The sequence below is a fragment of the Streptomyces sp. NPDC050416 genome (assembly GCF_044458845.1).
Classification (GTDB): domain Bacteria; phylum Actinomycetota; class Actinomycetes; order Streptomycetales; family Streptomycetaceae; genus Streptomyces.
The window spans coordinates 264,952-290,200 of record NZ_JBITII010000002.1; the positions used below are offsets into that span (position 1 = coordinate 264,952).

The window sequence follows — 25,249 nt, forward strand, 5'->3', positions numbered from 1 at the left end:
GTACGCCCTCCTCAGCGCAGCTTCGGGTCAAGGGCGTCGCGGACCGCGTCGCCGAGCATGATGAACGCGAAGACCGTGAGGCTGAGCATGCCCGCCGGGAACAGCAGCGTGTGCGGGTTGTCCCGGATCACCTTGCTGCCCTCCGAGATGTCGATGCCCCACGAGATCGTCGGGTCGCTGAGGCCGAGGCCGAGGAACGACAGCGTCGCCTCGGCCGAGATGTAACCGCCGAGGGCGATCGTGGCCACGACGATGGTCGGCGCGACGGCGTTCGGCATCACGTGGCGGAACAGGATCCGCGTGGTGCCGGCGCCCAGCGCCCGGGCCGCCGTCACGTAGTCGGCCTGCTTGGCCGTGATGACGGAGCTGCGCGTGACGCGGGCGATCGAGGTCCAGCCCAGGAAGGCCAGAGCCAGGATGACCACGTACACCTTGCGCTCGGTGAAGGCGTTCAGGACGACCATGGTGCCGAGCAGGAACGGCAGGCCGAAGAAGATGTCGACGATCCGGGAGATCACCGAGTCGATCCAGCCGCCGAAGTAGCCCGCCAGCATGCCGAGCAGACCGCCGATCAGCGTGACGGCCGCGGTGACGCACACGCCGACGAGGATCGAGGCGCGGGTGCCGTGGATGACGCGGGCGTAGATGGAACGGCCCTGCTGGTCGTAGCCGAACCAGTCGGGCTGGAAGAAGTGGCCCAGCTCCGGCTTGCCCAGGTAGTGGTGGACCAGGTCGCCGTCGCGCGGGTCGACGCTGGTGAACATGCCGGGGAACGCGGCGATCACCAGCAGCAGGACCAGCAGCACCGAGGAGATCCAGAACATGGGCCGGTGCCGCAGGTCGTACCAGGCGTCCCCCCACAGCGAGCGGGGCTTCTCGCTCTTCTGCGCGCTCTGCTTGCCGGCCGTGTCGACGGCGGGCGGGGCCACGGCGTCCACGGTCGCGGCGTCGGTGGTCTGGGCCTTGGTCACGTCAGGCATACCGGATCCTCGGGTCCAGGACCGCGTACAGCAGGTCGATGAGCAGGTTGATCAGGAGGATGACGAGGACGAGCACCGTCACCACACCCGTGACCGTCGAGCCCTCGCTCGTCTGGATCGCCCTGTAGAGGAGGTTGCCGACACCCTGGATGTTGAAGATGCCCTCGGTGATGACCGCGCCGCCGATGAAGCCGCCGACGTCGGTGCCGACGAAGGTGACGACCGGGATCAGCGAATTGCGCAGCAGGTGGACACCGATGATGCGGCGCCGGGGCAGGCCCTTGGCGAGCGCGGTGCGTATGTAGTCGGCCCGCAGGTTCTCGGCGAACGTCGTCCGGGTCAGCCGGGCCACGTAGGCCATGGACAGCATGGCCAGGACGAACGCCGGCAGGAACAACTGCGAGTAGTCCGTGGAGTCCTGCACGTTGGGCGGCAGCCAGCCGAGTTCGTCGGCGAAGATGAACCGGGCGATGAAGCCCAGCACGAACACGGGGATGGAGATCACCGTCAGGGTGAAGACCAGCACGCCCGTGTCGGCGGCCTTACCGGCCCGCAGACCGGCCCACGCGCCGAGGCCCACACCGATGATGATCTCGATGGTGATGGCCAGCAGCGTCAGACGCAGCGTCACCGGGAAGGCGTCGGCCATCAGGTCGGCGACCGGGCGCCCCGCGAGGTTGCTGCCGAAGTCTCCCTTGAGGAGATTCAGCATGTAGTGGAAGTACTGCTCGAGGACGGGCTTGTCGAAGCCGTACTCGCGCTTGATCTGCGCGATCTGTGCGGGATCGGGAGCCTTGTCCCCGTAGATGGCCCGGACCGGGTCGCCCGGCAGGATGTGGACCATCAAGAAGATCAACAGAGTTGTCCCGATGAAGATCGGGATCATCTGGAGCAGTCGCCTGGCGGCGTAGCGCCCCATCTTGCGCCTCCATGCCGTGAGGGGTCGGCGAGGCCTGCGCACTCATCTACCGCAGGTGAGGGGGTGAGGTGGAGGCCTGTGCCTACGGGCCGGTGCCGCCGCTCCCCTTTTCCGGGAGGGGCGGCACCGGCCTGCGGTCGTCTTGTTACTTCTGCTTGACCTGGATGGTGTCGAAGATCGGGTCCCCGTCCTGGCCGTACTCGATCTTGCCCAGGATGTTCTTGGACTGACCGCTGTTGACCTTGTAGAACCAGAGCGGGATCGCCGGCATGTCCTTGGCGAGGAGCTGCTCCGCCTGCTGGTACAGCTTCACGGTCTCGTCGATCGAGCTGGCCTTGTCCGCCTCGGAGCTCAGCTTGTCGAACTCCTTGTTGGAGTAGCCGCTGGTGTTGCCGGCCGCCGTGCTGCCGTACAGGTCGCGCATGAAGTTCGAGTTGACCGGGTAGTCGAGCACCCAGCCACCGCGGTACATGGACTTGACCTCGTGCTTGTCACGGGTGTCCAGGTCGGCCTGGAAGGTCGGCTTCGGGTCGCCGGTGCACTCCACGCCGGTGGACTTGCGGATCGAGTTGCAGACCGCGTCGACCCAGGGCTTGTGGTCCTGGTCGGCGTTGTACTGGATCTGGATCTTGTTGCCCGGGACGCCGCCACCCTCCTGGATGAGCTTCTTGGCCTGGGCCGGGTCGAACTTGACGATGTCGCCGAGCGCGCCCTTCTTGTAGCCGAGGACACCCGGGGCGACGTAGGAGTCGGCCGGGGTACGCGTGCCCTGGAGGACGGTCTTGGTGATCGTCTGGCGGTCGATCGCCATGGACAGACCCTGGATGACCTTGGGGTCGATGTCCTTGAACTGCTTGGTGTAGAACGCCGGGACGATCGACTGGACGGCCGAGTACGGCTCGTCGATGGCGCGGTCGCCGAGGTCCGTCTTGTAGTTCGTCAGCGCGGTGGTCGGGACCTGCTCGATCCAGTCCACGTTGTCGGAGCGCAGGTCCGAGTAGGCCGCGTCGGCGGTCGTGTAGTTCTTGAAGTCGATGCCGCCGTTCTTGGCGACGTTCGGGCCCTTGTAGTCCGCGAACTTGCGGACCTTGATGAGCTTGTTGTGCTCCCAGGAGACGAACTTGTACGGGCCGTTGCCGACCGGCTTCTCGCCGAACGCCTTCGGGTCCTTGAAGAAGGCCTCGGGCAGCGGCGCCCACACGTCGTAGCCCAGCTTGTACGCGAAGTACGAGACCGGCTGCGTCAGCTTGATGGTGAAGGTGTTGTCGTCGACGACCTTCAGGCCCGACATCTTGTCGCTCTTCGGGTCACCCTTCTCCGGGTGCACGTCCTCGAAGCCGACGATGTCGGAGAACCAGCTGGAGTTGGTCTGGTTGTTCTTGATGTTGGCCGACCAGTTCCAGGAGTCCACGTAGGACTTGGCGGTGACCGGGGTGCCGTCGTGGAACTTCCATCCCGGCTTGAGCTTGACGGTCCACTCGGACGAGTCGTCGTTCGGCGTGACCGACTCGGCGTTGACGTACTCGAGCTTGCCGGTGCCGGGCTCGTAGTCGACCAGGCCGGCGAAGATCGTGCGCAGGACACGGCTGCCCTGGCTCTCCTTGGCGTTGGCCGGCTGGAGCGGGTTCTGAGGCTCGCTCAGCTGCGCAGTGACGATGCCGTTCGGGTCGGCCTTCCCCTTGTTCATGTCGTCGCCGGCACTGTCGTCGCCGCCGCCGCAGGCGGTGGCGGCCAGGGCGACGACTATCGCCCCCGCGACCCACTTGGCGCTCTTGGCACCGCGCATGGGTTCCTCCTATGAAGTCATTGGTTCACCGCAAAGGGAGCACAGACAGACCACCGCCACCGCCCGTCGCCGGTGCCGGAAATCGTCAGGTGCCCCCGCGCTCGTGAGTCGGCGCCGCCTCCAGCGAGTGACCCGTTCATCCGAGCTCTACGCGCCTAACTATCTGCCATGCGCCAGGAGCGAACCACACTCTCGAGGTCTCGGTTCGATCACAGCTCGCGCCTACATCTTCCAAAATCCGGACAAAGGGTTTGGTGAAAGATCCCTGCGAAACGGACTTGTTACACATCTATCGGTGGCGCGTGTCCGCATTCCGGACGCGAGAGTGAGATAAACCGCTTGCGGCTACCGTGGCTGCCGTGCAGGCTGCCGACCGTGGCTGTCGCTCGCTCAAGAGGCCATCGCCGCAAGGCCGTTGTACGGACCTGTGCGCGGGCAGAGCGCGGTACTTCCGCAGCAGGGTAGTGCGAACAAGGCGCTCCGGACGGCCGTCCCCGGCAAATCGAGGGTTTTCCCTACCCCTTCCCTTCGCGTCCCTCCGCTTTACTACGACACCGGGCACCCCGCGAGGCGGGGTGCCCGGTGTCGTCGAACGGCAGGCGTCAGCCGTGCTTGGCGCGGCTCGCGGCGCGGGCGCGCTCGCGCGCGTCCAGGTTCACCTTGCGGATGCGCACGGCCTCCGGGGTGACCTCGACGCACTCGTCGTCGCGGCAGAACTCCAGGGACTGCTCCAGCGACAGCTTGCGCGGCGGGACGATCGACTCGGTCACATCGGCCGTGGACGACCGCATGTTGGTGAGCTTCTTCTCCTTGGTGATGTTGACGTCCATGTCGTCGGCGCGGGAGTTCTCGCCGACGATCATGCCCTCGTACACCTCGGTGCCCGGCTCGACGAACAGCACGCCGCGCTCCTGGAGGTTGGTCATCGCGAAGGCGGTGACCGCACCGGCGCGGTCGGCGACCAGGGAGCCGTTGTTACGGGTCTGGAGCGTGCCGAACCAGGGCTCGAAGCCCTCGTGGATGGAGTGGCCGATGCCCGTGCCGCGGGTCTGGGTCAGGAACTCGGTCCGGAAGCCGATGAGACCGCGTGAGGGCACTACGAACTCCATGCGGACCCAGCCGGAGCCGTGGTTCGACATGTTGTCCATGCGGCCCTTGCGGACGCCCATGAGCTGCGTGACGGCACCCATGTGCTCCTCGGGCACGTCGATCGTCATGCGCTCGACCGGCTCGTAGACCTTGCCGTCGATCTCCTTGGTGACGACCTGCGGCTTGCCGATGGTCAGCTCGAAGCCTTCCCGGCGCATCGTCTCGACCAGGATGGCCAGCGCCAGCTCACCACGGCCCTGCACCTCCCAGGCGTCCGGCCGCTCGGTGTCCAGCACCCGGAGGCTGACGTTGCCGATCAGCTCGCGGTCGAGGCGGTCCTTGACCTGACGGGCGGTGACCTTGCGGTCCTTGACGGCCGCCTTGTTGTCGGCGCCCTTGCCGGTGGCGCCGCGGCCGACCAGCGGGGAGGTGTTGGTGCCGATGACCATGGAGATCGCGGGCTCGTCGACCGTGATCAGCGGCAGCGCGACCGGGTTCTCCGGGTCGGCCAGGGTCTCACCGATCATGATGTCCGGGATACCGGCCACGGCGCAGATGTCACCGGGACCGGCCACCTCGGCCGGCTTGCGGGTGAGCGCCTCGGTCATCATGAGCTCGGAGATGCGGACGCTGCTGACGGACCCGTCGCGCTTCATCCACGCGACCGTCTGGCCCTTGCGCAGCTCGCCCTGCTCGACGCGGACCAGCGCGATACGGCCGAGGAAGTTGTCGGCGTCCAGGTTCGTGACGTGGGCCTGGAGCGGGGCGGAGGGGTCGTAGCTCGGGGCCGGGATGTGCTCCAGGATGGTGGAGAAGAACGGCTCCAGGCTGGTGGAGTCGGCCGGGACCGTGCCGTTGTCCGGCTTGGTCAGCGAGGCGATGCCGTCGCGGCCGCAGGCGTAGACGATCGGGAACTCGATCTGCTCCTCGTCGGCGTCCAGGTCGAGGAAGAGGTCGTAGGTCTCGTTGACGACCTCGTCGATCCGGGCGTCCGGGCGGTCCGTCTTGTTGATGCAGAGGATGACGGGCAGCCGGGCCTGGAGCGCCTTGCGCAGCACGAAGCGGGTCTGCGGGAGCGGGCCCTCGGAGGCGTCCACGAGCAGGACGACGCCGTCGACCATCGACAGACCGCGCTCCACCTCGCCGCCGAAGTCGGCGTGGCCGGGGGTGTCGATGATGTTGATGGTGATGACGTCCCCCCCGTCCTTCGGGTGGTACTTCACCGCCGTGTTCTTGGCCAGGATCGTGATGCCCTTCTCACGCTCCAGGTCGTTCGAGTCCATCATGCGGTCGTCGACCGAGTCGAGCTGGTGCGCGGCGAAGGCGCCGGCCTGCTTCAGCATGCCGTCGACGATGGTGGTCTTGCCGTGGTCGACGTGGGCGACGATGGCGACGTTGCGGATGTCGTGGCGCGTGGCCATAAGAAGGCGTACTCCCGGAGTGTGAGGAATGCCCTGCGCGTACGTCGGTGGTGCGCGGGCCCTGCCGGGCTCAACATGCCACGGCCTCACCCCATGGTACGGGTCCGCGGGTGCGGGGGTTAGCCGGGATACGTCGGTGCAGGTCAGACCCGGTTTTTGAGGTAGCCGGCACCAGTCCCCGGGCCTGCTGGGGGCTGCCGCCCCCAGACCCCCGCTTCGGCCTGAACGGCCTCGTCCTCAATCGCCGGACGGGCTGGAAGTGCCAGTCTCGCCCCGTCCGCAGGCGTGCTGGGCGACCTCCCCGGCCAGAGCCGAGTCCGGGCGCTCGTCGCAGTCGGTCACTCCTGCGAGATCAACCGTCCAGTTCCGGGCGCGGCCGGCGACGGTCCTGCCGTCCGGGCAGGTGTAACGGAAGTCCGCCGGCACTTCCCGCACACCGGCGTACTGGACGAACTCCCCGGCGGCGCGGGGTACGACACGGTCGTCGTCGAGCTCCGGGGCCGGGAGCCGGACGTCGGTGAAGGCCCAGATGTCTCCGCCGGCCTCCGCCAGGGTGCGCGCGCCGGAGTCGATCTCGCCGGTCTTCTTGCCAAGCGAGAAGAGGATCTCGGCGGCGGACGGGGCCGGTCCGTCGGCGCGTACCGAGGGGCTGGGGGTGTACACCCGCCGCATCGGGTTGTGCGGCCTGCCGCCACCCGTGCCCAGCCGCTCGAGGGCGGAGACGCCGGTCAGCCGGTCCCGCTCCGTGACCGGGACCAGGTGAAGGTGCCGTCGGCGCAGGCCTTCACGACGGCCCTGCCGGTCTTGGGGACCTCAGGGGCCGTGTCGTCGCCCGCACATGCCGTCAGTCCCGTCACCAGCACCCCGACGACCAACCCGGCCGCGCAGACCCGCCGTACCGTGCCGCGCATCCGCCGGCTCCCGTCCCCCGTGCACGGACGCCCGGCGCCCGCACCATGATCACTGCCGCGTTCATGGTGCGGGCGCCGGGCGGAGACGGCAAGGGAGCTACCGGGCCGCTGATCCCTTCGCCGACGGGCCCGCCGCCGGCTTCGCGCCCTTCTTCAGGAAGCCCATGTCCTCGTAGACCGGCGTGCCGAAGCCGAACGCTCCGGTGTTCACGAGGTTCTTGCGGGCCGCGATGAGCTGGGGGCGCTGGAAGAGGGGGATGGAGCCGGCCGCCGCCCAGATGCGGGAGTCGGCCTTGCGGATCAGGGAGCGGGACTTGCCCTCGTCGAGGGTGGACACGGCCTCGTCGAAGAGCTGGTCGACCTGATCGGTGCCGACGCGGGTGTAGTTCTGCTCGACGTTCAGGGAGCCGTCGGCGGCCGGGACGGGCTTGGCGTAGACGGGGCGGGCGTCGGTGGCGGGGAAGGCGGTGGCCGGCCAGGAGTAGAGGGCGAGGTCGTACTGGCCGGAGGCGATGTGGTCCTTGAAGTAGGACTCGTCGGAGACCTTGGAGATGTCCGTGCCGATGCCGACGCGCTCCAGCATGCGGGAGATGCGGCCGGCGACCGTGCGCAGTGTCTGGGAGCCGGGTCCGGAGGGGAGCACGAAGCGGAGCGTGAGGGGCTTGCCGTTCTTGGCGAGCGGGGCGGCCTCGCGGTTCGCCGGGGCGGCGGTGCCCTTGGGGGCGTACGCGCCGGGGGCACCGTCCCGGGCCGGGTGCTTGTACTGGGTGCCGTCGTGGGCGAGGTGGTCGGCGGGGTCCTGTCCGCCGTGCGCCTTGTTGTCCTCGCCGACGGCCTTCTCGCCCTGGGCGCCGGCCGCCTTCTCCTCTTTCTTTTCCTTTTCCTTCTTCTTCTGCTCCTTGAGGGGGCCGCCGCGCACCCACCCGGCGTCCGCGAGCAGGGCCTGGGCCTCCTTGGTGTCCTGGCCGCCGAGGGCGCCGCTGTTGTCGGCGTAGTGGGCCTGGCCGGACAGGGCCAGGTGGCTGCCGACCGGGACGGCGGGCAGACCCAGGGGCTTCAGTACGGTTTCGGCCAGTTTCTTGCGGTCGAGGGCGCGGGCGACGGCCCTGCGGACGCGCTCGTCGGCGAGGGGGCCCTCGGCGCCGTTCAGGGCGAGCTGGGTGAAGGCCGGCTCCAGGGACTTGCGCACTTCGAAGCCGCGCAGGGCCTGCTGCTGCCGGGCGTACGTGACGGCCGCCTTGCGCAGCTTCTTGCGGGCGACGGTCTCCTCGTCGGCGTCGTCCTCGTCGGTGCCGTTGGCGACGGCCCAGGAGTGCAGGGCGTCCGCGGCGGACCGGTCGGCGGCGGGGCCCATCAGCGGGCTGCTGGAGCTCCGGGGGCGGGCGGCGACGGTGATGCGGCGGGCCGCGGAGGGATCGATCTCGGCCACGTCGAGGGTGCCGGCGGCCAGCTCGGAAGCCCGCTTGTCGCGGGGCACCGTGCGCAGCACGATCTCGGAGAGCTTGGCGGGCTCGCCCCACCAGCGGGGGTTGCGGGCGAGGGTGATCTCGTCGTCCTCGCGGTCGACCTTCTTCACCGTGAAGGGACCGGCGGTGACCTTGAGCTTCTTGCGGGCACCGTCGTTGAAGGAGTCCGGGGTGCCCATGACGTCCTTGGGGTACAGCGGCGAGAACAGCGACCGCCAGTCGGCGTAGGGGCGGCTGAAGGTGACCCTGACCTCCAGGGCGTTGTCCCCGCGCTCGATCTTCTGGATGCGGTCGTAGCCGGCGTTGCGGGCGGTCCAGTAGGCGGTGTCCTTGCCGGACAGGGCGCGCCACTGGGCGGCGAAGTCGGCGGCACCGATCTCCCGGCCGTCGCTCCAGACGGCCTGCTGGTTCAGCTTGTACAGGACGACCTGCTTGGGCTCGGTCTCGACGACCTCGGCGGACTCCAGGTAGGCGGGGTTGCGCTCGGGTCGGCCGGCGGCGTTCATCCGGAACATCGACGGCAGGACGGCCTGGGCGACGCGGAGGGTGGTGGCGTCGGCGTCCGACTGGAAGGTGTTCAGGGTGTCGGGCACGGAGTCCACGGCCCAGCGCAGGGTGCCGCCGTCGGCGATCCGGTCGCGGCCCGCGGGCTGGATGTCCGGTGCGGCGAGCGGCTTGCCCGCCGGGTCCTCGGAGCCGCATCCGGTGAGCGCGGGCACCGCGAGCACACCCGCGGTGAGGAAGGCGACCGAGCGCGTGACCGCACGCGGGCCGACGCCATGCTGGGACATCTGTGCTACCTCCGGGAAGCCGCGGGCGTTATGATCACTTTTGGCGGTATTTGGAGTTCATCTGATGTATGCCGCCACTGAAGAGGAAAGGGTTCGGCAACACAGGGCGACACGGCGGTCACGGGCGGGAAGCCACCCGTGCGGCGCAACGCACCGCAGGATGCACCCGCACGCCTCGGCCAATCGATGCACATCCCTTCACAGCACAAGGTGTGACGCGCAACACTCGCAGGCGCATGAGCGTTGCCGCCTTGGGCCTCGAAGGACCCGCGGAAGTGAGGGCAAGTCATGTCCGTTCACGACGAACTCACGTCAGTCCAGCGCAGCCTCGACGAGCTGTTCCGCTCGCTGGGACGCCTGGAGAAGCAGCTCGGCACCGGCGGCCTGGAGATGCGCCGCGTCCGTGCCGACGCCAACCACCTGCGCGAGAGCGTCGCCCTGCTGCGCGACGCCGCCGCCACACCGGCCGCACCCAAGCGTCCCGACCTCGTCACCATCTCGGACGCGCCGTACGACCCGTCGCTGTGGGTCGACTCGGACGACGAGGGGCTCGGCGCCCGGGACCGGCGCGCTCCCTGACCGGGAGGGCGTCGAACGACCGACACGTCCCCCGAACCCGACCGGAGTCGTCACGTGGCCACTGGTACGGAACCCCCCGCCACAGAACCCCATCCCCGCAGCGGCGGCGTACGGGCGGGTACGCGCGCCGCGATCGACGCCCCGCACCTGCGCACCGACCGCTGGTGGCTGGCCCCGGCCGGCACGGTCGCCGGGCTGCTCGCCTTCATCGTCTACTCGACGTGGCGGGCCTTCGCCGACGCCGACTACTACGCGGCGCCGTACGTCTCGCCCTTCTACTCGCCGTGCCTGGCGGAGCGCTGCGAGCCGATGAGGGCCGGCCCGAACTGGGAGATCTTCGGCAGCTGGTGGGGGATCTCCCCCGCGATCATCATCCTGATCTTCCCGCTCGGCTTCCGTCTGACCTGCTACTACTACCGCAAGGCCTACTACCGGGGCTTCTGGGCCTCCCCGCCGGCCTGCGCGGTGGCCGAGCCCCACAAGAAGTACACCGGCGAGACCCGCTTCCCGCTGGTGCTGCAGAACATCCACCGGTACTTCTTCTACGCCGCGATCGTCGTCGCCGGGATCCTCACCTACGACACCGTGCTCGCCTTCCGCGACGAGCACTACGCATGGGGCCACATGGGCCTCGGCACGCTCGTGTTCCTGGTCAACATCGTGCTGATCTGGGCGTACACGATCTCCTGCCACTCGTGCCGGCACATCGTCGGCGGCAAGCTCAAGCACTTCTCCAAGCATCCCGTGCGCTACCGGATGTGGCAGTGGGCGGGCCGGCTCAACGCCCGGCACATGCAGCTCGCCTGGGCGTCGCTGGTGAGCGTGGCGCTCGCCGACTTCTACGTCTACCTGGTCGCGTCCGGGGCCTTCGACGATCCGCGGTTCTTCTGATGAGGGGTGCGTTCTGATGTCCGTGGTCGACCGGCAGGAGTGGGACGTCGTCGTGGTGGGGGCGGGCGGCGCCGGGCTGCGCGCCGCCATCGAGGCATGCGAGCGGGGCGCCCGTACGGCCGTGATCTGCAAGTCGCTGTTCGGCAAGGCGCACACGGTGATGGCCGAGGGCGGCATCGCGGCGGCGATGGCCAACGCCAACGAGAACGACAACTGGCGGGTCCACTTCCGCGACACCATGCGCGGCGGCAAGTTCCTCAACCAGTGGCGGATGGCCGAGCTGCACGCGCAGGAGGCGCCCCAGCGGGTGTGGGAGCTGGAGACCTGGGGGGCGCTGTTCGACCGCACCAAGGACGGCCGGATCTCCCAGCGCAACTTCGGCGGCCACGAGTACCCGCGCCTCGCGCACGTCGGCGACCGCACGGGCCTGGAGCTGATCCGCACCCTCCAGCAGAAGATCGTCGCGCTCCAGCAGGAGGACTTCAAGGAGACCGGCGACTACGAGTCCCGGCTGAAGGTCTTCCAGGAGTGCACGGTCACCCGCGTCCTCAAGGAGGACGGCCGTGTCTCCGGGGTCTTCGGCTACGAGCGCGAATCGGGCCGCTTCTTCGTCCTGGAGGCGCCGGCTGTCGTGATCGCGACGGGCGGCATCGGCAAGTCCTTCAAGGTGACGTCGAACTCGTGGGAGTACACCGGCGACGGCCACGCGCTGGCGCTCCTCGCGGGCGCTCCCCTGCTGAACATGGAGTTCGTGCAGTTCCACCCGACGGGCATGGTCTGGCCGCCGTCGGTGAAGGGCATCCTCGTCACCGAGTCGGTGCGCGGTGACGGCGGGGTGCTGCGCAACTCCGACGGCAAGCGGTTCATGTTCGACTACATCCCCGACGTCTTCAAGGACAAGTACGCCGAGACGGAGGACGAGGCCGACCGCTGGTACGACGACCCGGACCACAACCGGCGTCCCCCCGAGCTGCTCCCCCGCGACGAGGTCGCGCGGGCGATCAACTCCGAGGTGAAGGAGGGGCGCGGCTCGCCGCACGGGGGTGTGTTCCTCGACGTGTCGACCCGGATGCCCGCCGAGGTGATCAAACGCCGGCTGCCGTCGATGTACCACCAGTTCAAGGAACTGGCGGACGTCGACATCACGGCCGAGGCGATGGAGGTCGGGCCCACCTGTCACTACGTGATGGGCGGCATCGCGGTCGAGTCCGACACGGCGGCGGCGCGCGGGGTGCCCGGGCTGTACGCGGCCGGTGAGGTGGCCGGCGGCATGCACGGCTCCAACCGGCTGGGCGGCAACTCACTGTCGGACCTGCTGGTGTTCGGGCGCCGGGCGGGCTGGCACGCGGCCGAGTACGCGGCGGGGCTGGCCGGGGCGCGGCCCGTGGTGGACGACGGCCAGGTCGACGCCGCCGCCGCCGAGGCGCTGCGGCCCTTCTCCGCCGAGGCCGAGATCGAGGAGCCGAAGGGCGGCCCGCCGGAGAACCCCTACACCCTGCACCAGGAGCTCCAGCAGACGATGAACGACCTGGTCGGCATCATCCGCCGCGAGGCGGAGATGAAGCAGGCCCTGGAGAAGCTGGGCGAGCTGCGGGCACGGGCCCGCCGGGCCGGCGTCGAGGGGCACCGGCAGTTCAACCCGGGCTGGCACCTCGCCCTGGACCTCAGGAACATGCTGCTGGTCAGCGAGTGCGTGGCGCGGGCCGCGCTGGAGCGCACCGAGTCGCGCGGCGGGCACACCCGCGAGGACCATCCGGGGATGGACCGCAAGTGGCGCCGGATCAACCTGCTGTGCGCGCTGACCGACCCGACGGGCGGGCTGGCGGCCACGGACCCGGTCCGCGGCCAGATCACCCTCACCCGGGAGACCACCGAACCCATCCGTGCCGACCTGCTCGCCCTCTTCGACAAGGAGGAGCTGGTCAAGTACCTCGCCGAAGAGGAGCTGTACGAATGAGCAGCTACACGGCCCACTTCAAGGTGTGGCGCGGTGACGTGGGAGGCGGCGGCCTGGAGGACTTCGAGGTCGAGGTCAACGACGGCGAGGTGGTGCTCGACATCATCCACCGCCTCCAGGCCACCCAGGCCCCCGATCTCGCGGTGCGCTGGAACTGCAAGGCGGGCAAGTGCGGTTCGTGCTCCGCCGAGATCAACGGCCGGCCGCGGCTGTTGTGCATGACGCGCATGTCGGTGTTCGACCGGGAGGAGACGATCACGGTGACGCCGCTGCGGGCGTTCCCGGTGATCCGCGATCTCGTCACGGACGTCGGCTTCAACTACCAGAAGGCCAGGGAAGTACCGGCCTTCGTCCCGCCCGCGGATCTCGGTCCCGGCGAGTACCGGATGATGCAGGAGGACGTGGACCGTCCGCAGGAGTTCCGCAAGTGCATCGAGTGTTTCCTGTGCCAGGACACCTGCCATGTGGTCCGCGACCACGAGGAGAACAAGAAGGCCTTCGCTGGGCCGCGTTTCCTGATGCGGGTGGCGGAGCTGGACATGCACCCGCTGGACGCCGCTGCGGAATCCGGCCTGGACCGCAAGACCACCGCCCAGGACGAACACGGCCTGGGCTACTGCAACATCACCAAGTGCTGTACGGAGGTCTGCCCGGAGGGCATCAAGATCACGGACAACGCGCTGATCCCGCTGAAGGAACGGGCGATCGACCGCAAGTACGACCCTCTGGTGTGGCTGGGCTCGAAGATCAGGAGGCGTTCTTCAGCAGGCTGAGCGCCTGCTGGAGGTTGTGTTCCGCGATCTCCCGCATCCGCTCCGGGTGCGGGAAGTCGCCCTCGATGAGGGTCAGCGGGCCCGAGACCAGGCCGAGGTGCATCGACAGGCGGTACAGGCGCATGCGGGCCTCGTCCAGGCCGGGGGCGCGCAGGGCGTCGTAGTGGGGGCCGAAGCGGAGCTCGAGGAAGACGTGCTCGTGCTCCACGTCGAAGTACATCAGGCCCTCGATGTCGATGAGGGCCGGCTGCCCGTCGGGCGTGAGCAGGACGTGGTCGGGGCCCAGTTCGCCGTGCAGGAGGGTCTGGCGGTCGCGCGGCCGGACCTCGGCGGCCAGGGCGAGGATCGTGTCCTCCAGTTCCCGGCGTACGGCGGCGGCACGGGGTTCGCGCCGGGCCGCCTCCGCGAGGCAGCGCAGGGCGCCGTCGGTGATGCGCTGTTCGCAGGAGACGCCGTGGGAGGAGCCGCCGTTGTCGATGACGGCGACCTTCCCGAAGCGGGGGCCGGTGTGGGCGTGCAGGGTGGCGAGGAGTTCCGCCATCCGGTCCATGAGCCGGGGTGCCTCGCGCGGGTCCTGGGCGAGGGCGTCCTCCAGGCTGCCGCCGGTCATGTCCTCCACTACGGCCGCGTCGGCCGGGAGGTGGGTGTGCGTGGCGTCCGCGTACATCAGCCGTGGGGTGCGGACGCCGGAGGCGGCCAGGCGGTCGTGGGCCGCCGTGAACAGACCGAGTCCGGTGCCGTGGGAGAAGACGTCCCGGGGGTCGGGGTCGGGCTGGTCCCAGTAGTCCTCGTCGGCCGACCACACGTAGGCGACGGCCGTGGAGTCGTCGTCGAGGGTCAGGCGGTAGACGCCCTTCTTGGTGCCGCCGCGCAGCCGTTCCACACCGGTGAGGGTGCGGCCGGGGCCCAGGGCCGCGCGGGCGAGGGGGGCGAGGTCGGTGCGGGTGAGGGGCCTTCGGATCCTGGTCACCGCACCCAGTCTTCCCTGTACGCGCGCCAGTCCGCCTCGGTCGCGGCGAAGTCGATGTACAGCGCGACGCCGAAACGGGCCCGGTCGGCGTCCGTGCGGGACAGGCCCAGGCGGACGCCCCGGACGGCGGCGGGCACGGTCTCGGCGTGGCCCCAGTGGTCGAAGTTGCTCTCCCAGTAGAAGGGCAGGCCCATCAGCAGGTCGGTCGTGGGCGGGGTGACCTCCAAGGCGAGTGATGTCTGCTGGGCAACGTAGCCGCCGTAGGTGCTCTCCAGCGGCTGCGCGGTGTCGTACGACATCACGGCGATCTGGTCGACGCGGCGGGCGACCTGGCCGAAGAACTCCTGGGACCACCACTTGGGGTGGTCGGTGAACGTCCCGGCCACGGAATGGAGGGCGGGGAGCGGGTCGATCTGGTGGGAGGCGACCGAGAGCAGGGCGTCCCGGGAGCGGGTCTCGCGGCGCAGGGCGTCCAGGAGGGTGAGGTAGTTCCGGTCCCCGGAGTGCAGGGGCTCCAGGTCGAGGTGGATGCCGTCGTAGCCGGTGTCCAGGATCTGGCGGGAGGAGCGGACGACGGCGGCTCGGGTGTCCGCGTTGTCCAGGCGCATGCCGTCGGGGCCCTCGGTGGCCAGGACGTCGCCCAGGAAGGCCTGGACGCGGACGCCGGGGAGTTTCTCGTGGACGGCGTCGATGAACCAACGAGCTCTTGGATAGACCGACTTGGGCAACGTGCCGTCGTGTTCCAGCGGGCCCGAGTGGACGTACAGGTCGCGGATGCCGGTGCCTTGCAGGCGGTGGGCCAAGGCGGTGACGTCGGCGTCCTTCTTGCGGCCGTCGACCCAGGCGTGGCCGAGCCAGAGCGCGTCGCGGTTCCGGGTGTGAGTGCCCTGGGCGGGATCGCCCTGGTAGTTGATGTAGAGAGCTGTTTCGGCGGTCAGAAGGGGGAGGAACAGGGCCAGGAGCAGAGCGAGCGTCGTGCGTTTGACCCAGCGATGGCGCCGCCTTTTTCTTTCCTTGTCGGGTGCGGGAGCCTCCGGTGAGGGATCCTCCCCGTCGGCGGCTGCCGCTGCGGTTTCGTCCGAGGTCGTGCCCTCCACGCGGTCCATGCCGTCTCCCCCGGTGATCGATCGGTGTTGCCGGGGAGGACGATCCGTACCGGTGTTCGGTTGCGATCAGAACAGGCTCAGCAGTGCCTCCGCCGGGTCCGTCAGGCTCGTTTCACCACCCGGCAGGGGCAGTTCGAACCAGACCGTCTTGCCCCGGGGCGTGCGGCGGGAGCCCCACGCGGCGCTGAGGAGGCCGACCAGCTGGAGGCCCCGGCCGCCCTCGTCCGTGTCGCGGGCGCGGCGGCGGCGGGGCTGGACCAGGCCGGAGTCCCAGACCTCGCAGACCAGCGTGCGGTCCAGCAGCAGCCGCAGCCGGATCTCGCCCTCGCCGTAGCGCAGGGCGTTGGTGACGAGTTCGCTGACCAGGAGTTCCGTGGTGTCGACCAGGGGTTCCATGTCCCAGCTGAGCAGCTGGGCGCGCGCGTACTCGCGGGCCCGGCCCACGCTGCGCGGCTCACGCGGCAGGGTCCAGTCGCCGACGGACTCGGTGGGCAGGCCCTGTACACGTGCCATCAGCAGCGCGATGTCGTCCTCGCCGTGATGGGTGTCGAGGGTGTTGAGGACGTGGTCGCACACGTCCTCCAGGGGCTGGGTGGGGTCGGAGAGGGTGCTGACGAAGGCCTGGAGCCCCTCGTCGAGGGGATGATCGCGGCTTTCGACCAGTCCATCCGTGTAGAGCGCGAGCAGCGCGCCCTCGGGGAGTTCGACCTCGACCTCCTCGAAGGGCTCGCCGCCGACGCCCAGCGGCAGGCCCGGCGGCACGTCGAGCATCAGGGCCGGCTCGCCCGGTTCGACCAGGACGGGCGGCAGATGGCCCGCGTTCGCGAAGGTGCAGCGCCGGGTGACGGAGTCGTAGACGGCGTAGACGCAGGTGGCGAGGTACACCTCCGACAGGTCCGCCTCCCGGGGGCGGCGGGCCGCCCGGGTCGCCTGCTGCACTCCGCCCGGGGCGCCGAGGCCGCGGGCGATCTCGTCCAACTGGGAGAGCACCTCGGCCGGTTCGAGGTCGAGTTGCGCCAGGGTGCGTACGGCCGTGCGGAGTTCGCCCATGGCGACGGCGGCGCGCAGGCCTCGGCCCATGACGTCGCCGACGACCAGCGCGGTGCGGTGCCCGGGGAGTTCGATGACGTCGAACCAGTCGCCGCCGACCTCGCTGGGCCGGCCGGTGTTGGCGTTGCCGGGCAGATAGCGGCAGGCGATGTCGAGGCCGGAGGCCTCCGGGTCGCCGGGCGGGAGCAGGGAGCGTTGCAGTATCAACGCGCGTTGGTGCTCGCGCCGGTAGAGGCGGGCGTTGTCGATGCAGACGGCGGCGCGCGCGGCGAGTTCGACGGCCAGGTCCCGGTCGCGGTCGCCGAACGGCTCGCTGCCCTTCGTACGGGCGAACTGCACGAGCCCGACGACGGTGTCGTGGGCGACCATCGGCACGGCGAGCGTGGACTGCACGAGTCCGCCGTCCTCGCCGGGGACGGTCTGCGGGCGGGCCGTGCGCAGGGCGTCCGCGCAGGGCGAGTTGAACGGGTAGTGGTGGACGGCGCCGACCGCGACGGGCACCCCGGTGCCGGTGAAGGGCGCGTCGGAGACGGCGCTGGCGAAGGCCACGCGGCGCAGTTCGGCGCTGCCGTCGGCGAGCCCGGGCGGGGTCTCGTCGCCGACCAGCAGGCCCTGGTAGAGGTCGACGGTGGCCAGGTCGCAGAAGCCGGGCACGACGACGTCGAGGAGCTGACGGGCCGTGGTCTCCAGGTCGAGGGAGTTGCCGATGCGGGCGCCGGCCTCGTTCAGCAGGGCGAGGTTGCGGCGGGCGGCGGCGGCCTCGCGGGCGGCGGCGCGGCGCGAGGTGATGTCCGTACCGAGCCAGGCGATGCCGATGGGCCGGCCCGAACCGCTGTGCACGCGATAGAGGTTGACGGACCAGTGGCGGCGCTCGTCGGAGCCCGGCACGAAGCCGGTGACGTGCATGTCGGTGATGGAGTTGCCGGTCTCCAGGACGCGGCGCAGCGTGGCGGCGACCCGCTCGGCCTCGCCGCGCTGGAGGTAGTCGTGGACGCCCTTGCCGCGGTGGTCGTCGGGCTCGCCGCCGAAGACGGACGCGAACCGGTGGTTGGCGCGGCGGACCCGCAGGTCGGAGTCGATCAGCAGGAAACCGAACGGGGATTGACCGAAAATGGCCTGCGAGGCGGCGAGGTCGGTCTCGATGCTGCGCAGGGTGCGGACGTCGACGACGATGCAGACGGCGGCCTTCTCGCCGTCCTCGGTGCGCGTCGGCATGACGTACACCTCGGCGAGCCCCTCGCGTCCGCACTCCCCCTCGGCGTCCTTGGGCATCCGGAACGGCACGACGCCGGTCCACTCGCGGCCGTCGAGGATCTCGGCCATCTTGCGCATGCCGCGCTCGCGCAGGCTCGGGTCGATGAACGCCTCTATGGGGTCCATGCCGACGGCGCGTTCGGCGGGGATGCCGAAGAGGTGCTCGGCGCGCAGGCTCCACTGGTCGACGAGGCCGTCGGGGCCGATGGAGAAGGACGCGACCTTGATGTAGTCGTAGATGGATCCGGGGGGACTGCTCTGCCACATGGCGTCCCCGGGCTGCACGCCGTCGGCCGCGAGCGCACCTCCCACCGCGGAAGCCAGGCCGTCCGCGGCCATCGCCCTCGCGCCCTCCGACGGGTCCTCGGACTCCGTGGCCTTCGCTGGTATCTCGCTCACGCGAACCGTCCCCTCCAGCTCACCGCGTCCGGCACCGGTCACCGGGGGCGGCTGCCCGCAGTATCCAGCACTACGGTGCCGCACAACACGGTGTTCACGATCACAGCACGGTCCCGATGGTTTTCGGTCCGGACCGTGACAACACTTCCCGTCTTCTAACCAGGGGACACGTCGTCGAATCCCGTCCGTCGGCAACCGCCACTGGCCTGAACCATTCGCTCGACAGCGGCCGGGCGGACGTACACCGATTTTTCACTCCGGAACGGCGAGTTCGAACCACACGGTCTTTCCCACGCTGCCCGGCCGGGTGCCCCAGCGGCGGCAGGAGGAGGCCACGAGTTGGAGCCCGCGGCCGCTCTCGTCCTCGGGTCTCGCGGCGCGCTCGCGGGGCGGGTCGGGGAGCGGGTCCGAGACCTCCACCAGCAGGACGCCGTTCAGTTCGGAGGGGCGGAGCAGGCGGACGCCGATGGGGCCCGTGGCGTGCCGCAGGGCGTTGGTGACCAACTCGCTGACCAACAGCGCCGTGAGGTCGGCGAGGCTGTCGAGGCCCCAGCCGAGGAGCCGGCCGCGGACGGCCTGACGTGCGGTGCGCACGGCGCCCGGCTCGGCGGGAAACGTCCACTCGGCGCGGTCACCTTCGGTGTCGATCACGCCGATCACTTCCCCGGCAGCGGGTCCACCCATGTCCTGTTTCATGGGGTTAATGGGCACATACCCGATATCCGGGGCGGAGTACCGCACGGGGCAGCGCACTGTGGCGCGCACACAGTCGTCTTCGGACCTCGCACGCCCTCGGCCGGCCTCAGGCGCCGGGCACTTCTCCGGTACGGGGGACGCCGTCGAGAGGCCCCAGGTACGCGAGTGTCTGCCGCAGCGCGGGCACGTCCTGGTCGAGCCAGTCCACGTCCCAGATCTCGTCGGGGCCGAGCCAGCGCAGCGCGTCGTGGTCCTGAAGGGGCTCGGGAGCGGCGGAGCCGGGCCGCAGTCGCGCGGTCCACACCTGCAGCACGTACGGCGACTTCAGCGGCCACTCTCCCGGGACGCGACCGCCGGCCTCGGCGTCGACGCCGAGTTCCTCGCGCAGCTCCCGTACGAGCGCCGCGTCGGCCGTCTCCCCCGGCTCGACCTTGCCGCCGGGCAGTTCCCAGCGCCCGGCCAACTCGACGGGCGCGCTGCGCCGGGCGGCCAGCAGCCGCCCGTCGTCGACCAGCGCGGCACCCACGACGACGATCCGCTCACTCATGCGGGGAGCCTACGACGACTGCTGCGAGTGCTCCGACCGCGATCCGATCCGGACGACAGGGCGCGGGTCAGTCGTGCGCCGCCCCCGACCCGTTCTGGCCGAGCCGCTCGACCCAGTACAGCTGCTTGTGGCCGCGGCCGTCCAGGCTGTCCGCGATCTTCTGGGCCTCGGCCCGGGTCGCGTACCGGCCGACGCGGTAGCGGTTGCCGTTGTCGTCTTCGCGTATCACGAGCCAGGGAAGAGTGATCGTGCTGTCGTTCATCGCGCCCCTCCACTTCCCACTCGCGGCCTGTGCCGTGCCCCACCCGATAAGGAAACCGCAATGCGCATATGCCCGAGCCTACGCCTAACCTTCACGCAGCGAATACGGCTTTTCACAAAGAGGTACGCAACCGGCCAGAACACAGGGGCGCACGACAACGAATGCGCCGTCCGCGTACCTCGACGCGCCCGGCCGGAGGCCTACCGCATACGCCGCCACCGACCTGGGAGAACGACGACCGGCTCGGAGAGAGCGACCGCTCCGGCCGGGGACGGCCGGAGCGGTGATCGTGTGAGCGGGGCGCGCGGGGGGCGCGCCGCGGGACTGAAGTGAGCGTTCGCTACTTGACCGGAAGGTGGTAGGCGACCCGGTACCGATCGGCAGGGATGACCACGTCGGCCGTCTCGACCGGGCGGCCGGAGGCGTAGAACGTGCGCTGGACGACCAGGACCACATGGCCGGGGACGCCCCCGAGGACGAGCAGTTCCTCGGCGAGGCCGGGGCGGGCACCCACCTCCTCGGTGACGTTGTCCACGATCACGTCGATCGCGCGCATGCGCTCGACGACCCCCATGCCGCCGAGCGGCCCCTCCTCCGGCAGCATCACCGGCGTACGGCCTGTGAGGGCGAGGGGCTCCCAGGAGGTGGAGAGCATCATCGCCTCGCCGCCCTCGCGGAAGAGGTACTTCGTGCACATCACGCGCTCGCCCGGCTCGATGCCCAGCCGCTCGGCGACCGCGACACTGGCCTCGGCCTGCTCGCTGCTGGACTCCCAGGTGCCGCGCCCCTCGCCGTCGGCCTGCTCCTGGCGGAACGGCGTGGCCCCGCCGGTCGGGCGGTATCCGGAGCGGGCGATGCGCCGGGGCACGGGCCGCTCGCGCACATACGTCCCCGAGCCGGAGCGGCCCTCGACCAGGCCTTCCGCCATGAGCACCTTGCGGGCCTCCAGGGCGACGGTGTCCGAGACGCCGTACTCCTGGCGGATCCTGGCCTGGGAGGGGAGGCGGGTGTGCGGTGGCAGCTGACCGTCGACGATCTTCTTGCGGAGATCACCCGCGACGCGCAGATACGCCGGCTGCTCACCGAATGTCACTGGCCGCTCCCATCAGGTTGTACAGACAGCAACAGCGTGGCAACCGTAGGTTGTGCGGTGCAAGCAAAGGCCAGAGAATCACTCGATGTGATGACATGGGGGCCCCGAGGGCTTTACGCAGGCACTTTCTCCCCGCTATAGCCGCCGTCACACCTCGGCTTCGGAGTCCCCGCCCTCGGTCTCGCCCGGGGCCGGCGGGGCCGTCGCGAGCCCGAGGGCCTTGCGCGCGGTGACGGTCGCCGCGCCGTCGACGTACGCGTAGGCCTTGTCGTAGTGCGTGTAGTAGGTGTCCGGGTCACCGGCCGTGCTCGCCTTCGCCCACTGCTCGCGGGCGTCCTCCATGTCCTTCACCAGGTCGGCGACGGGCTTTCGGGCGCCGGACGGCCAGGAGTGCCCGCGCAGGGCCTCGATCTGCTCGCCCATCACGTCGTGCACCTGCGTGGCCCAGGCCCGGTGCCCGGCGAGGTCGTCCTCGGCGGTGTCCTCGGGCTCCTCGTACAGCGCCGCGTCGACGGCGTTGGCCGCCGACAGGAAGACGACCTGGTCGGTGTCGAGCGTGGTGGGGTCGCCGCGCAGGGAGCCGGTCAGTTTCGCCTTCGCGTCGCTGTGGCCGAAGACGCAGCTGATCGCGCGGTCGCCGTAGCGCCAGCTGTCCCGGGACGGCATGAGGTAGTAGACGTCGACGTCGGCCGGCATCGCCCAGGAGTCCATGGCGTACTGGTCCTGGAGCGCGTAGCACCTCTCGTCGGCGATGTCGGTGATCTCGGCGTCGCCCGGGAAGGCGCCGCCCGGCAGGGTCACGACCGCGAACACCTCGCCGTCGTGCCCGCCCGCGCAGGACACCCGGTCGACGTCGTAGGTGTCGCCCTCCAGACCACCGGGCGCGTCGAAGCAGTCGCCCTTCCTCAGCGAGAGGCTCTCGTTGCCCTGCGCGCCGTCCCTGAAGCCTTCCCAGGCCTCGGACAGCACACCCGTGGACAGCGCCACCGCCCACAGCGCGATCCCGACGGACGACAGCGCGGCCCCGGCGATCGCCAGCCCCCGGCCGCTCTGGCCGTTCCGCCTGATCTGCCGCAGCGCGATCAGCCCCAGCACGAGCCCCGCGGCGGGCAGGAAGCAGAGCACGCCGAGCGCGAGCGCGGCGACGGCGAGCGCGTTGACGGAGACCGGGGCGCCGTACGGGCGGCCGGTGGGGCCGTAGGGGCTGCCGGTGGGGCCGTAGGGGCCGTAACCCTGGCCTCCCTGGGGCCAGTGCGCAGGCGGCGGGCCGTACGGGTCCCCGGGCTGCTGGTTCCCGGAGGGCGGGGGTATCGACACGGGTACGGTGCTCCTGGCTGAGGCGGTGGGAGAGAGCGGCCGTGCGGAAACCGACGTACGGCTGGCCGCATCGTAAGCGGCACGGTGACGGGGGCGGAATGCGGACGATCGACACGTCGGCAGCAGCGGTGAACCGCCTGACGGCACGCTGGGCGTCGGGAATCCGCGCGGGCACGGTGTTCTCGGCGGCCGGAGTCTGGCCGCTGCTGGCCTTCCTGGCGGCCGGGGCGACGGGCCGGGCACGCGAGGAGCTGACGGAGGCACTCGGCCTGCCGGCGGACCGGGCGGGCGAGGCCGGGCGGGAGTTGCTCGGGATGCTGGCTGAGGTGGACGGCCTGGAGTCCGCGCTGGGGCTGTGGAGCGAGCGGACCGTGGAACTGCGGGAGGAGTGGGCGGAGCGGCTTCCGGTGGGAGCGCACGGGGTGCTCAGGGGCGAACCGGAGGCCGACCGGCGGGCCCTGGACGCGTGGGCCGCGCGGCGGACGGGCGGTGCGATCGAGCACATGCCGGTGGCGCTGCGGCCGGACACGGCCCTGGTGCTGGCGAGTGCGCTGGTCCTGCGGACGGACTGGGAGGTGCCGTTCGAGGGGCATTTCGGCGGCTGGCTGGGCCGTTACGGCTCGGCCGGGCTCGTGCGGGAGGTGCCGGACATCGACAGCGTCTCGGTGGCCCGGGCCGGGCCGGGAGCCGTGACGCGCGTGGTCGTGCGCGGGGACACGGGCGTCGACGTCCATCTGCTGCTCGGCACGGAGCGGATGGGGCCGGGAGAGGTGCTGGCGGCCGGGACGGACCTGCTGGCGGGCACGCTCGACGCGGTCCCGGGAAGCCGCCTCCCGGAGGGTGCCGCCGGCCCGGGCCTGTCCGTCCACAAGCGGCGCACCCACACCGCCGAGCCGCCGTCCCTGACCCTGTTCACCGTGGAGTTCACCCTGCGGGCGGATCACGATCTGCTGGCGTCGGGCGCGCTCTTCGGCCTGACCACGGCCGCCCAGGACACCCCGGGCCTCATCCCCTTCCCGGGAGTGAGCCCCACGCCGCTCGTGCTGCGCTCGGCGCGGCAGGCCATGACGGCCACCTTCGGCGCGGAGGGCTTCAAAGCCACGGCGGTGACCACGATGAGTACCCTCTACCGGGGCCGGGCGCTGGAGGAGCCGCCGTACGAGACGGTCAGGGCGGTGGCGGTCTTCGAGCGGCCCTTCGGCCTGCTCGCCGTCCACCGCGAGACGAACCTCGTCCTCGCGGCGGGCTGGGTCGCCGACCCGAAGCCCTTCCCGGAGGACGAGGACGCCTACGTGCCGGCCAGGTCAGGAAACTGACGGCCGGTCACCGAACCAGGTCAGAACTGGAGCGCCCAGGCGTCGATCCGACCGGTGTCGAAGCGGGCGTTGTCGCTCACCCGCAGCTTCCACGTGCCGTTCGCGGCCTCCGACGAGGCGTTCACGGTGTACGTGGTGTCGATGTCGTCCGCGCTGCCGCCGGTGCCGTAGCCCTTCAGCGTGTACGCCGTGCCGTCGGGGGCGATCAGCTGGACCTGGAGGTCGCCGATGTAGGTGTGGACGATGTGGACCTCGACGGCCAGGGCCGAGGGCGCGTTGCCGGAGACGCCGGTGACGGTCACCGGGGACTCGGCGGTGGCGTTGTCGGCGATGGCCTGGTCGGCGGTGTTCTCGAAGCGCGGGCCGGGCGGGGTGGTCGTACCGCCGCCGACGTTGAGGAGCCGGTTGGGCGAGCCGGTGCCGGGGCTGGTGACGACGCCGGTGGTGGCGGCGGCCGTCAGCGCGGCGGAGACCTGCGCGGGGGTGGCCGTGGGGTTGTCGGCCAGGTGCAGGGCGGCGGCTCCGGCGACGTGCGGGCTCGCCATCGACGTACCGGAGATGGTGTTGGTCGCCGAGTCGCTCGTGCTCCAGGCCGAGGTGATGGACGAGCCGGGCGCGAACAGGTCGAGGACCGAACCGTAGTTGGAGTAGCTCGCCTTCGCGTCGCTCGACGTCGTCGCGCCGACCGTGACGGCCTCGGTGACGCGGGCCGGGGACCGGGTGGAGGCATTGGTGGACTCGTTGCCGGCCGCGACCACGAAGGTGACGCCGGAGGTGATGGCGCCTCGTACGGCCGTGTCGATGGCGGTGTCGCCGGGGCCGCCGAGGGACATGTTCGCGACGGCCGGCTTGACCGCGTTCCGGGCGACCCAGTCGATGCCGGCGACGACCTGGGCGGTGGTGCCCTGGCCGGAGTTGTTCAGCACCCGGACGCCGACGACCTTGGCCTTCTTGGCGACGCCGTAGGCACCGCCGGCGACCGTGCCGGCGACGTGCGTGCCGTGGCCGTGGCCGTCCTGGGCGGTGTTGTCGTTGTCGACGGCGTCGTAGCCGTAGGAGGCACGGCCGCCGAAGTCGCTGTGCGTGATGCGGACGCCGGTGTCGATGACGTACGCGGTGACGCCCTCACCCCCCTTGTCCGGATAGGTGTACGAGCTGTTGAGCGGCAGGTTCTTCTGGTCGATGCGGTCCAGGCCCCAGGACGGCGGGCTGGGCTGGGTCCCGGTGATGCGGAACGTCCTGTTCTGGACGACGGAGCCGACGGCCGGGTCGGCGGCGAGGCGCTTCGCCTCGGTCTCGGAGGCCTCGACCTCGTAGCCGTTCAGGGCCTTGGTGTACGTGCGCTCGATGTCGACGCCGTACTTGTGCGCCAGGGCCCGGCCCGCGGCGGAACCGGCCTTCTGCGTCTTCAGGGTGACGATGTAGCTGTCGGCGACGGCGTTCGCCGCGCCCTCGTACTGAACGCGCCCTTCGGAGACGGCCGGTGCCGCGCCGGCGGGGAGGGCGGAGACGAGGCTCGCGACGAGCGCCGCGGTGGCCGTCGCGCCGAGCGCGGCCAGTCTTCGCCGGGTGGATCCGTGGGGAGTACGCATCACTGCCATCTGAGGGGTCCTCCTCAATCGGTGGTGCGCTGTGGGGAGTGGTGCACGCCCGTCGAAGCCACCCTGGAGTCATGG

At 70.5% G+C, this 25,249-nt stretch carries 21 protein-coding genes; 5 read left to right on the forward strand and 16 right to left on the reverse strand.

What is annotated here, in order from left to right:
- Positions 1 to 11 precede the first annotated feature (11 nt).
- The 7 genes from ACIBL4_RS06195 to ACIBL4_RS06225 form a co-directional block, all read right to left on the reverse strand.
- Positions 12 to 980, reverse strand: coding sequence for an ABC transporter permease (locus ACIBL4_RS06195; RefSeq protein ID WP_399406999.1), 969 nt, complete (start codon positions 978 to 980; stop codon positions 12 to 14).
- Positions 973 to 1,899 (reverse strand): ABC transporter permease, encoded by a 927-nt coding sequence (locus tag ACIBL4_RS06200; RefSeq protein ID WP_399407001.1) that lies wholly within the window; start codon positions 1,897 to 1,899, stop codon positions 973 to 975. The genes ACIBL4_RS06195 and ACIBL4_RS06200 overlap by 8 nt, the downstream gene beginning before the upstream one ends.
- A 145-nt stretch (positions 1,900 to 2,044) precedes the next feature.
- Positions 2,045 to 3,685, reverse strand: coding sequence for an ABC transporter substrate-binding protein (locus ACIBL4_RS06205; RefSeq protein ID WP_399407003.1), 1,641 nt, complete (start codon positions 3,683 to 3,685; stop codon positions 2,045 to 2,047).
- A gap of 602 nt (positions 3,686 to 4,287) precedes the next feature.
- A complete protein-coding gene (gene typA, locus ACIBL4_RS06210; protein ID WP_399407005.1) occupies positions 4,288 to 6,195 on the reverse strand; it encodes a translational GTPase TypA in 1,908 nt (635 codons plus the stop codon).
- A 237-nt stretch (positions 6,196 to 6,432) separates the two neighbouring features.
- Positions 6,433 to 6,858: a hypothetical protein gene (locus ACIBL4_RS06215; RefSeq protein ID WP_399407007.1), complete on the reverse strand. Its 426-nt coding sequence runs from the start codon at positions 6,856 to 6,858 to the stop codon at positions 6,433 to 6,435.
- Positions 6,859 to 6,923: 65 nt separating this feature from the next.
- Positions 6,924 to 7,106 carry a hypothetical protein gene (locus ACIBL4_RS06220; RefSeq protein ID WP_399407009.1) on the reverse strand — a complete coding sequence of 61 codons (183 nt, stop codon included), beginning with the start codon at positions 7,104 to 7,106 and terminating at the stop codon, positions 6,924 to 6,926.
- Positions 7,107 to 7,203: 97 nt separating this feature from the next.
- On the reverse strand, positions 7,204 to 9,363 hold the full coding sequence (locus tag ACIBL4_RS06225) for an ABC transporter family substrate-binding protein (protein ID WP_399407011.1): 2,160 nt from the start codon (positions 9,361 to 9,363) through the stop codon (positions 7,204 to 7,206).
- A gap of 288 nt (positions 9,364 to 9,651) precedes the next feature.
- On the opposite strand from ACIBL4_RS06225, the gene ACIBL4_RS06230 reads away from it, so the two are divergent.
- From ACIBL4_RS06230 to ACIBL4_RS06245, 4 genes are read left to right on the forward strand one after another with little or no spacing between them, the layout of a single operon-like run.
- The gene (locus tag ACIBL4_RS06230; RefSeq protein WP_020277543.1) at positions 9,652 to 9,942 is read left to right on the forward strand and encodes a hypothetical protein; all 291 of its coding nucleotides are present in this window, start codon (positions 9,652 to 9,654) and stop codon (positions 9,940 to 9,942) included.
- A 54-nt stretch (positions 9,943 to 9,996) separates the two neighbouring features.
- Positions 9,997 to 10,833: a hypothetical protein gene (locus ACIBL4_RS06235; RefSeq protein ID WP_399407013.1), complete on the forward strand. Its 837-nt coding sequence runs from the start codon at positions 9,997 to 9,999 to the stop codon at positions 10,831 to 10,833.
- Between the two features lie 16 nt (positions 10,834 to 10,849).
- The gene (locus ACIBL4_RS06240) at positions 10,850 to 12,790 is read left to right on the forward strand and encodes a fumarate reductase/succinate dehydrogenase flavoprotein subunit (protein ID WP_399407015.1); all 1,941 of its coding nucleotides are present in this window, start codon (positions 10,850 to 10,852) and stop codon (positions 12,788 to 12,790) included.
- Positions 12,787 to 13,563 (forward strand): succinate dehydrogenase/fumarate reductase iron-sulfur subunit, encoded by a 777-nt coding sequence (locus ACIBL4_RS06245; RefSeq protein WP_399407017.1) that lies wholly within the window; start codon positions 12,787 to 12,789, stop codon positions 13,561 to 13,563. The genes ACIBL4_RS06240 and ACIBL4_RS06245 overlap by 4 nt, the downstream gene beginning before the upstream one ends.
- Here the strand turns inward: ACIBL4_RS06245 and ACIBL4_RS06250 are convergent.
- The 8 genes from ACIBL4_RS06250 to ACIBL4_RS06285 all read right to left on the reverse strand — a co-directional run bounded on the left by ACIBL4_RS06250 (position 13,538) and on the right by ACIBL4_RS06285 (position 22,257).
- Positions 13,538 to 14,533 carry a phosphotransferase family protein gene (locus tag ACIBL4_RS06250; RefSeq protein ID WP_399407019.1) on the reverse strand — a complete coding sequence of 332 codons (996 nt, stop codon included), beginning with the start codon at positions 14,531 to 14,533 and terminating at the stop codon, positions 13,538 to 13,540. The genes ACIBL4_RS06245 and ACIBL4_RS06250 overlap by 26 nt on opposite strands.
- Positions 14,530 to 15,639, reverse strand: coding sequence for a hypothetical protein (locus ACIBL4_RS06255; protein WP_399407021.1), 1,110 nt, complete (start codon positions 15,637 to 15,639; stop codon positions 14,530 to 14,532). The genes ACIBL4_RS06250 and ACIBL4_RS06255 overlap by 4 nt, the downstream gene beginning before the upstream one ends.
- 66 nt (positions 15,640 to 15,705) lie before the next feature.
- Positions 15,706 to 18,342, reverse strand: a complete 2,637-nt coding sequence (locus tag ACIBL4_RS06260) for a SpoIIE family protein phosphatase (RefSeq protein WP_356928475.1) — start codon at positions 18,340 to 18,342, stop codon at positions 15,706 to 15,708.
- 252 nt (positions 18,343 to 18,594) lie between these two features.
- Entirely contained in the window at positions 18,595 to 19,026 is a 432-nt protein-coding gene (locus ACIBL4_RS06265) for an ATP-binding protein (protein ID WP_399407023.1), read from the reverse strand.
- A 118-nt stretch (positions 19,027 to 19,144) separates the two neighbouring features.
- The gene (locus tag ACIBL4_RS06270; protein WP_399407025.1) at positions 19,145 to 19,585 is read right to left on the reverse strand and encodes a (deoxy)nucleoside triphosphate pyrophosphohydrolase; all 441 of its coding nucleotides are present in this window, start codon (positions 19,583 to 19,585) and stop codon (positions 19,145 to 19,147) included.
- A gap of 67 nt (positions 19,586 to 19,652) precedes the next feature.
- A complete protein-coding gene (locus tag ACIBL4_RS06275) occupies positions 19,653 to 19,847 on the reverse strand; it encodes an SPOR domain-containing protein (RefSeq protein ID WP_399407027.1) in 195 nt (64 codons plus the stop codon).
- Between the two features lie 340 nt (positions 19,848 to 20,187).
- Positions 20,188 to 20,940, reverse strand: a complete 753-nt coding sequence (locus ACIBL4_RS06280) for a GntR family transcriptional regulator (protein WP_356928479.1) — start codon at positions 20,938 to 20,940, stop codon at positions 20,188 to 20,190.
- Between the two features lie 147 nt (positions 20,941 to 21,087).
- Complete coding sequence (locus ACIBL4_RS06285; protein WP_399407029.1) at positions 21,088 to 22,257, reverse strand: DUF4190 domain-containing protein; 1,170 nt, start codon at positions 22,255 to 22,257, stop codon at positions 21,088 to 21,090.
- 98 nt (positions 22,258 to 22,355) lie between these two features.
- Here ACIBL4_RS06285 and ACIBL4_RS06290 point away from each other — a divergent pair, with 98 nt between their 5' ends.
- The gene (locus ACIBL4_RS06290) at positions 22,356 to 23,573 is read left to right on the forward strand and encodes a serpin family protein (RefSeq protein ID WP_399407031.1); all 1,218 of its coding nucleotides are present in this window, start codon (positions 22,356 to 22,358) and stop codon (positions 23,571 to 23,573) included.
- 20 nt (positions 23,574 to 23,593) lie between these two features.
- On the opposite strand, the gene ACIBL4_RS06295 is transcribed toward ACIBL4_RS06290, so the two are convergent.
- Positions 23,594 to 25,174: a S8 family peptidase gene (locus tag ACIBL4_RS06295; RefSeq protein ID WP_399407033.1), complete on the reverse strand. Its 1,581-nt coding sequence runs from the start codon at positions 25,172 to 25,174 to the stop codon at positions 23,594 to 23,596.
- Between the last annotated feature and the right edge of the window lie 75 nt (positions 25,175 to 25,249).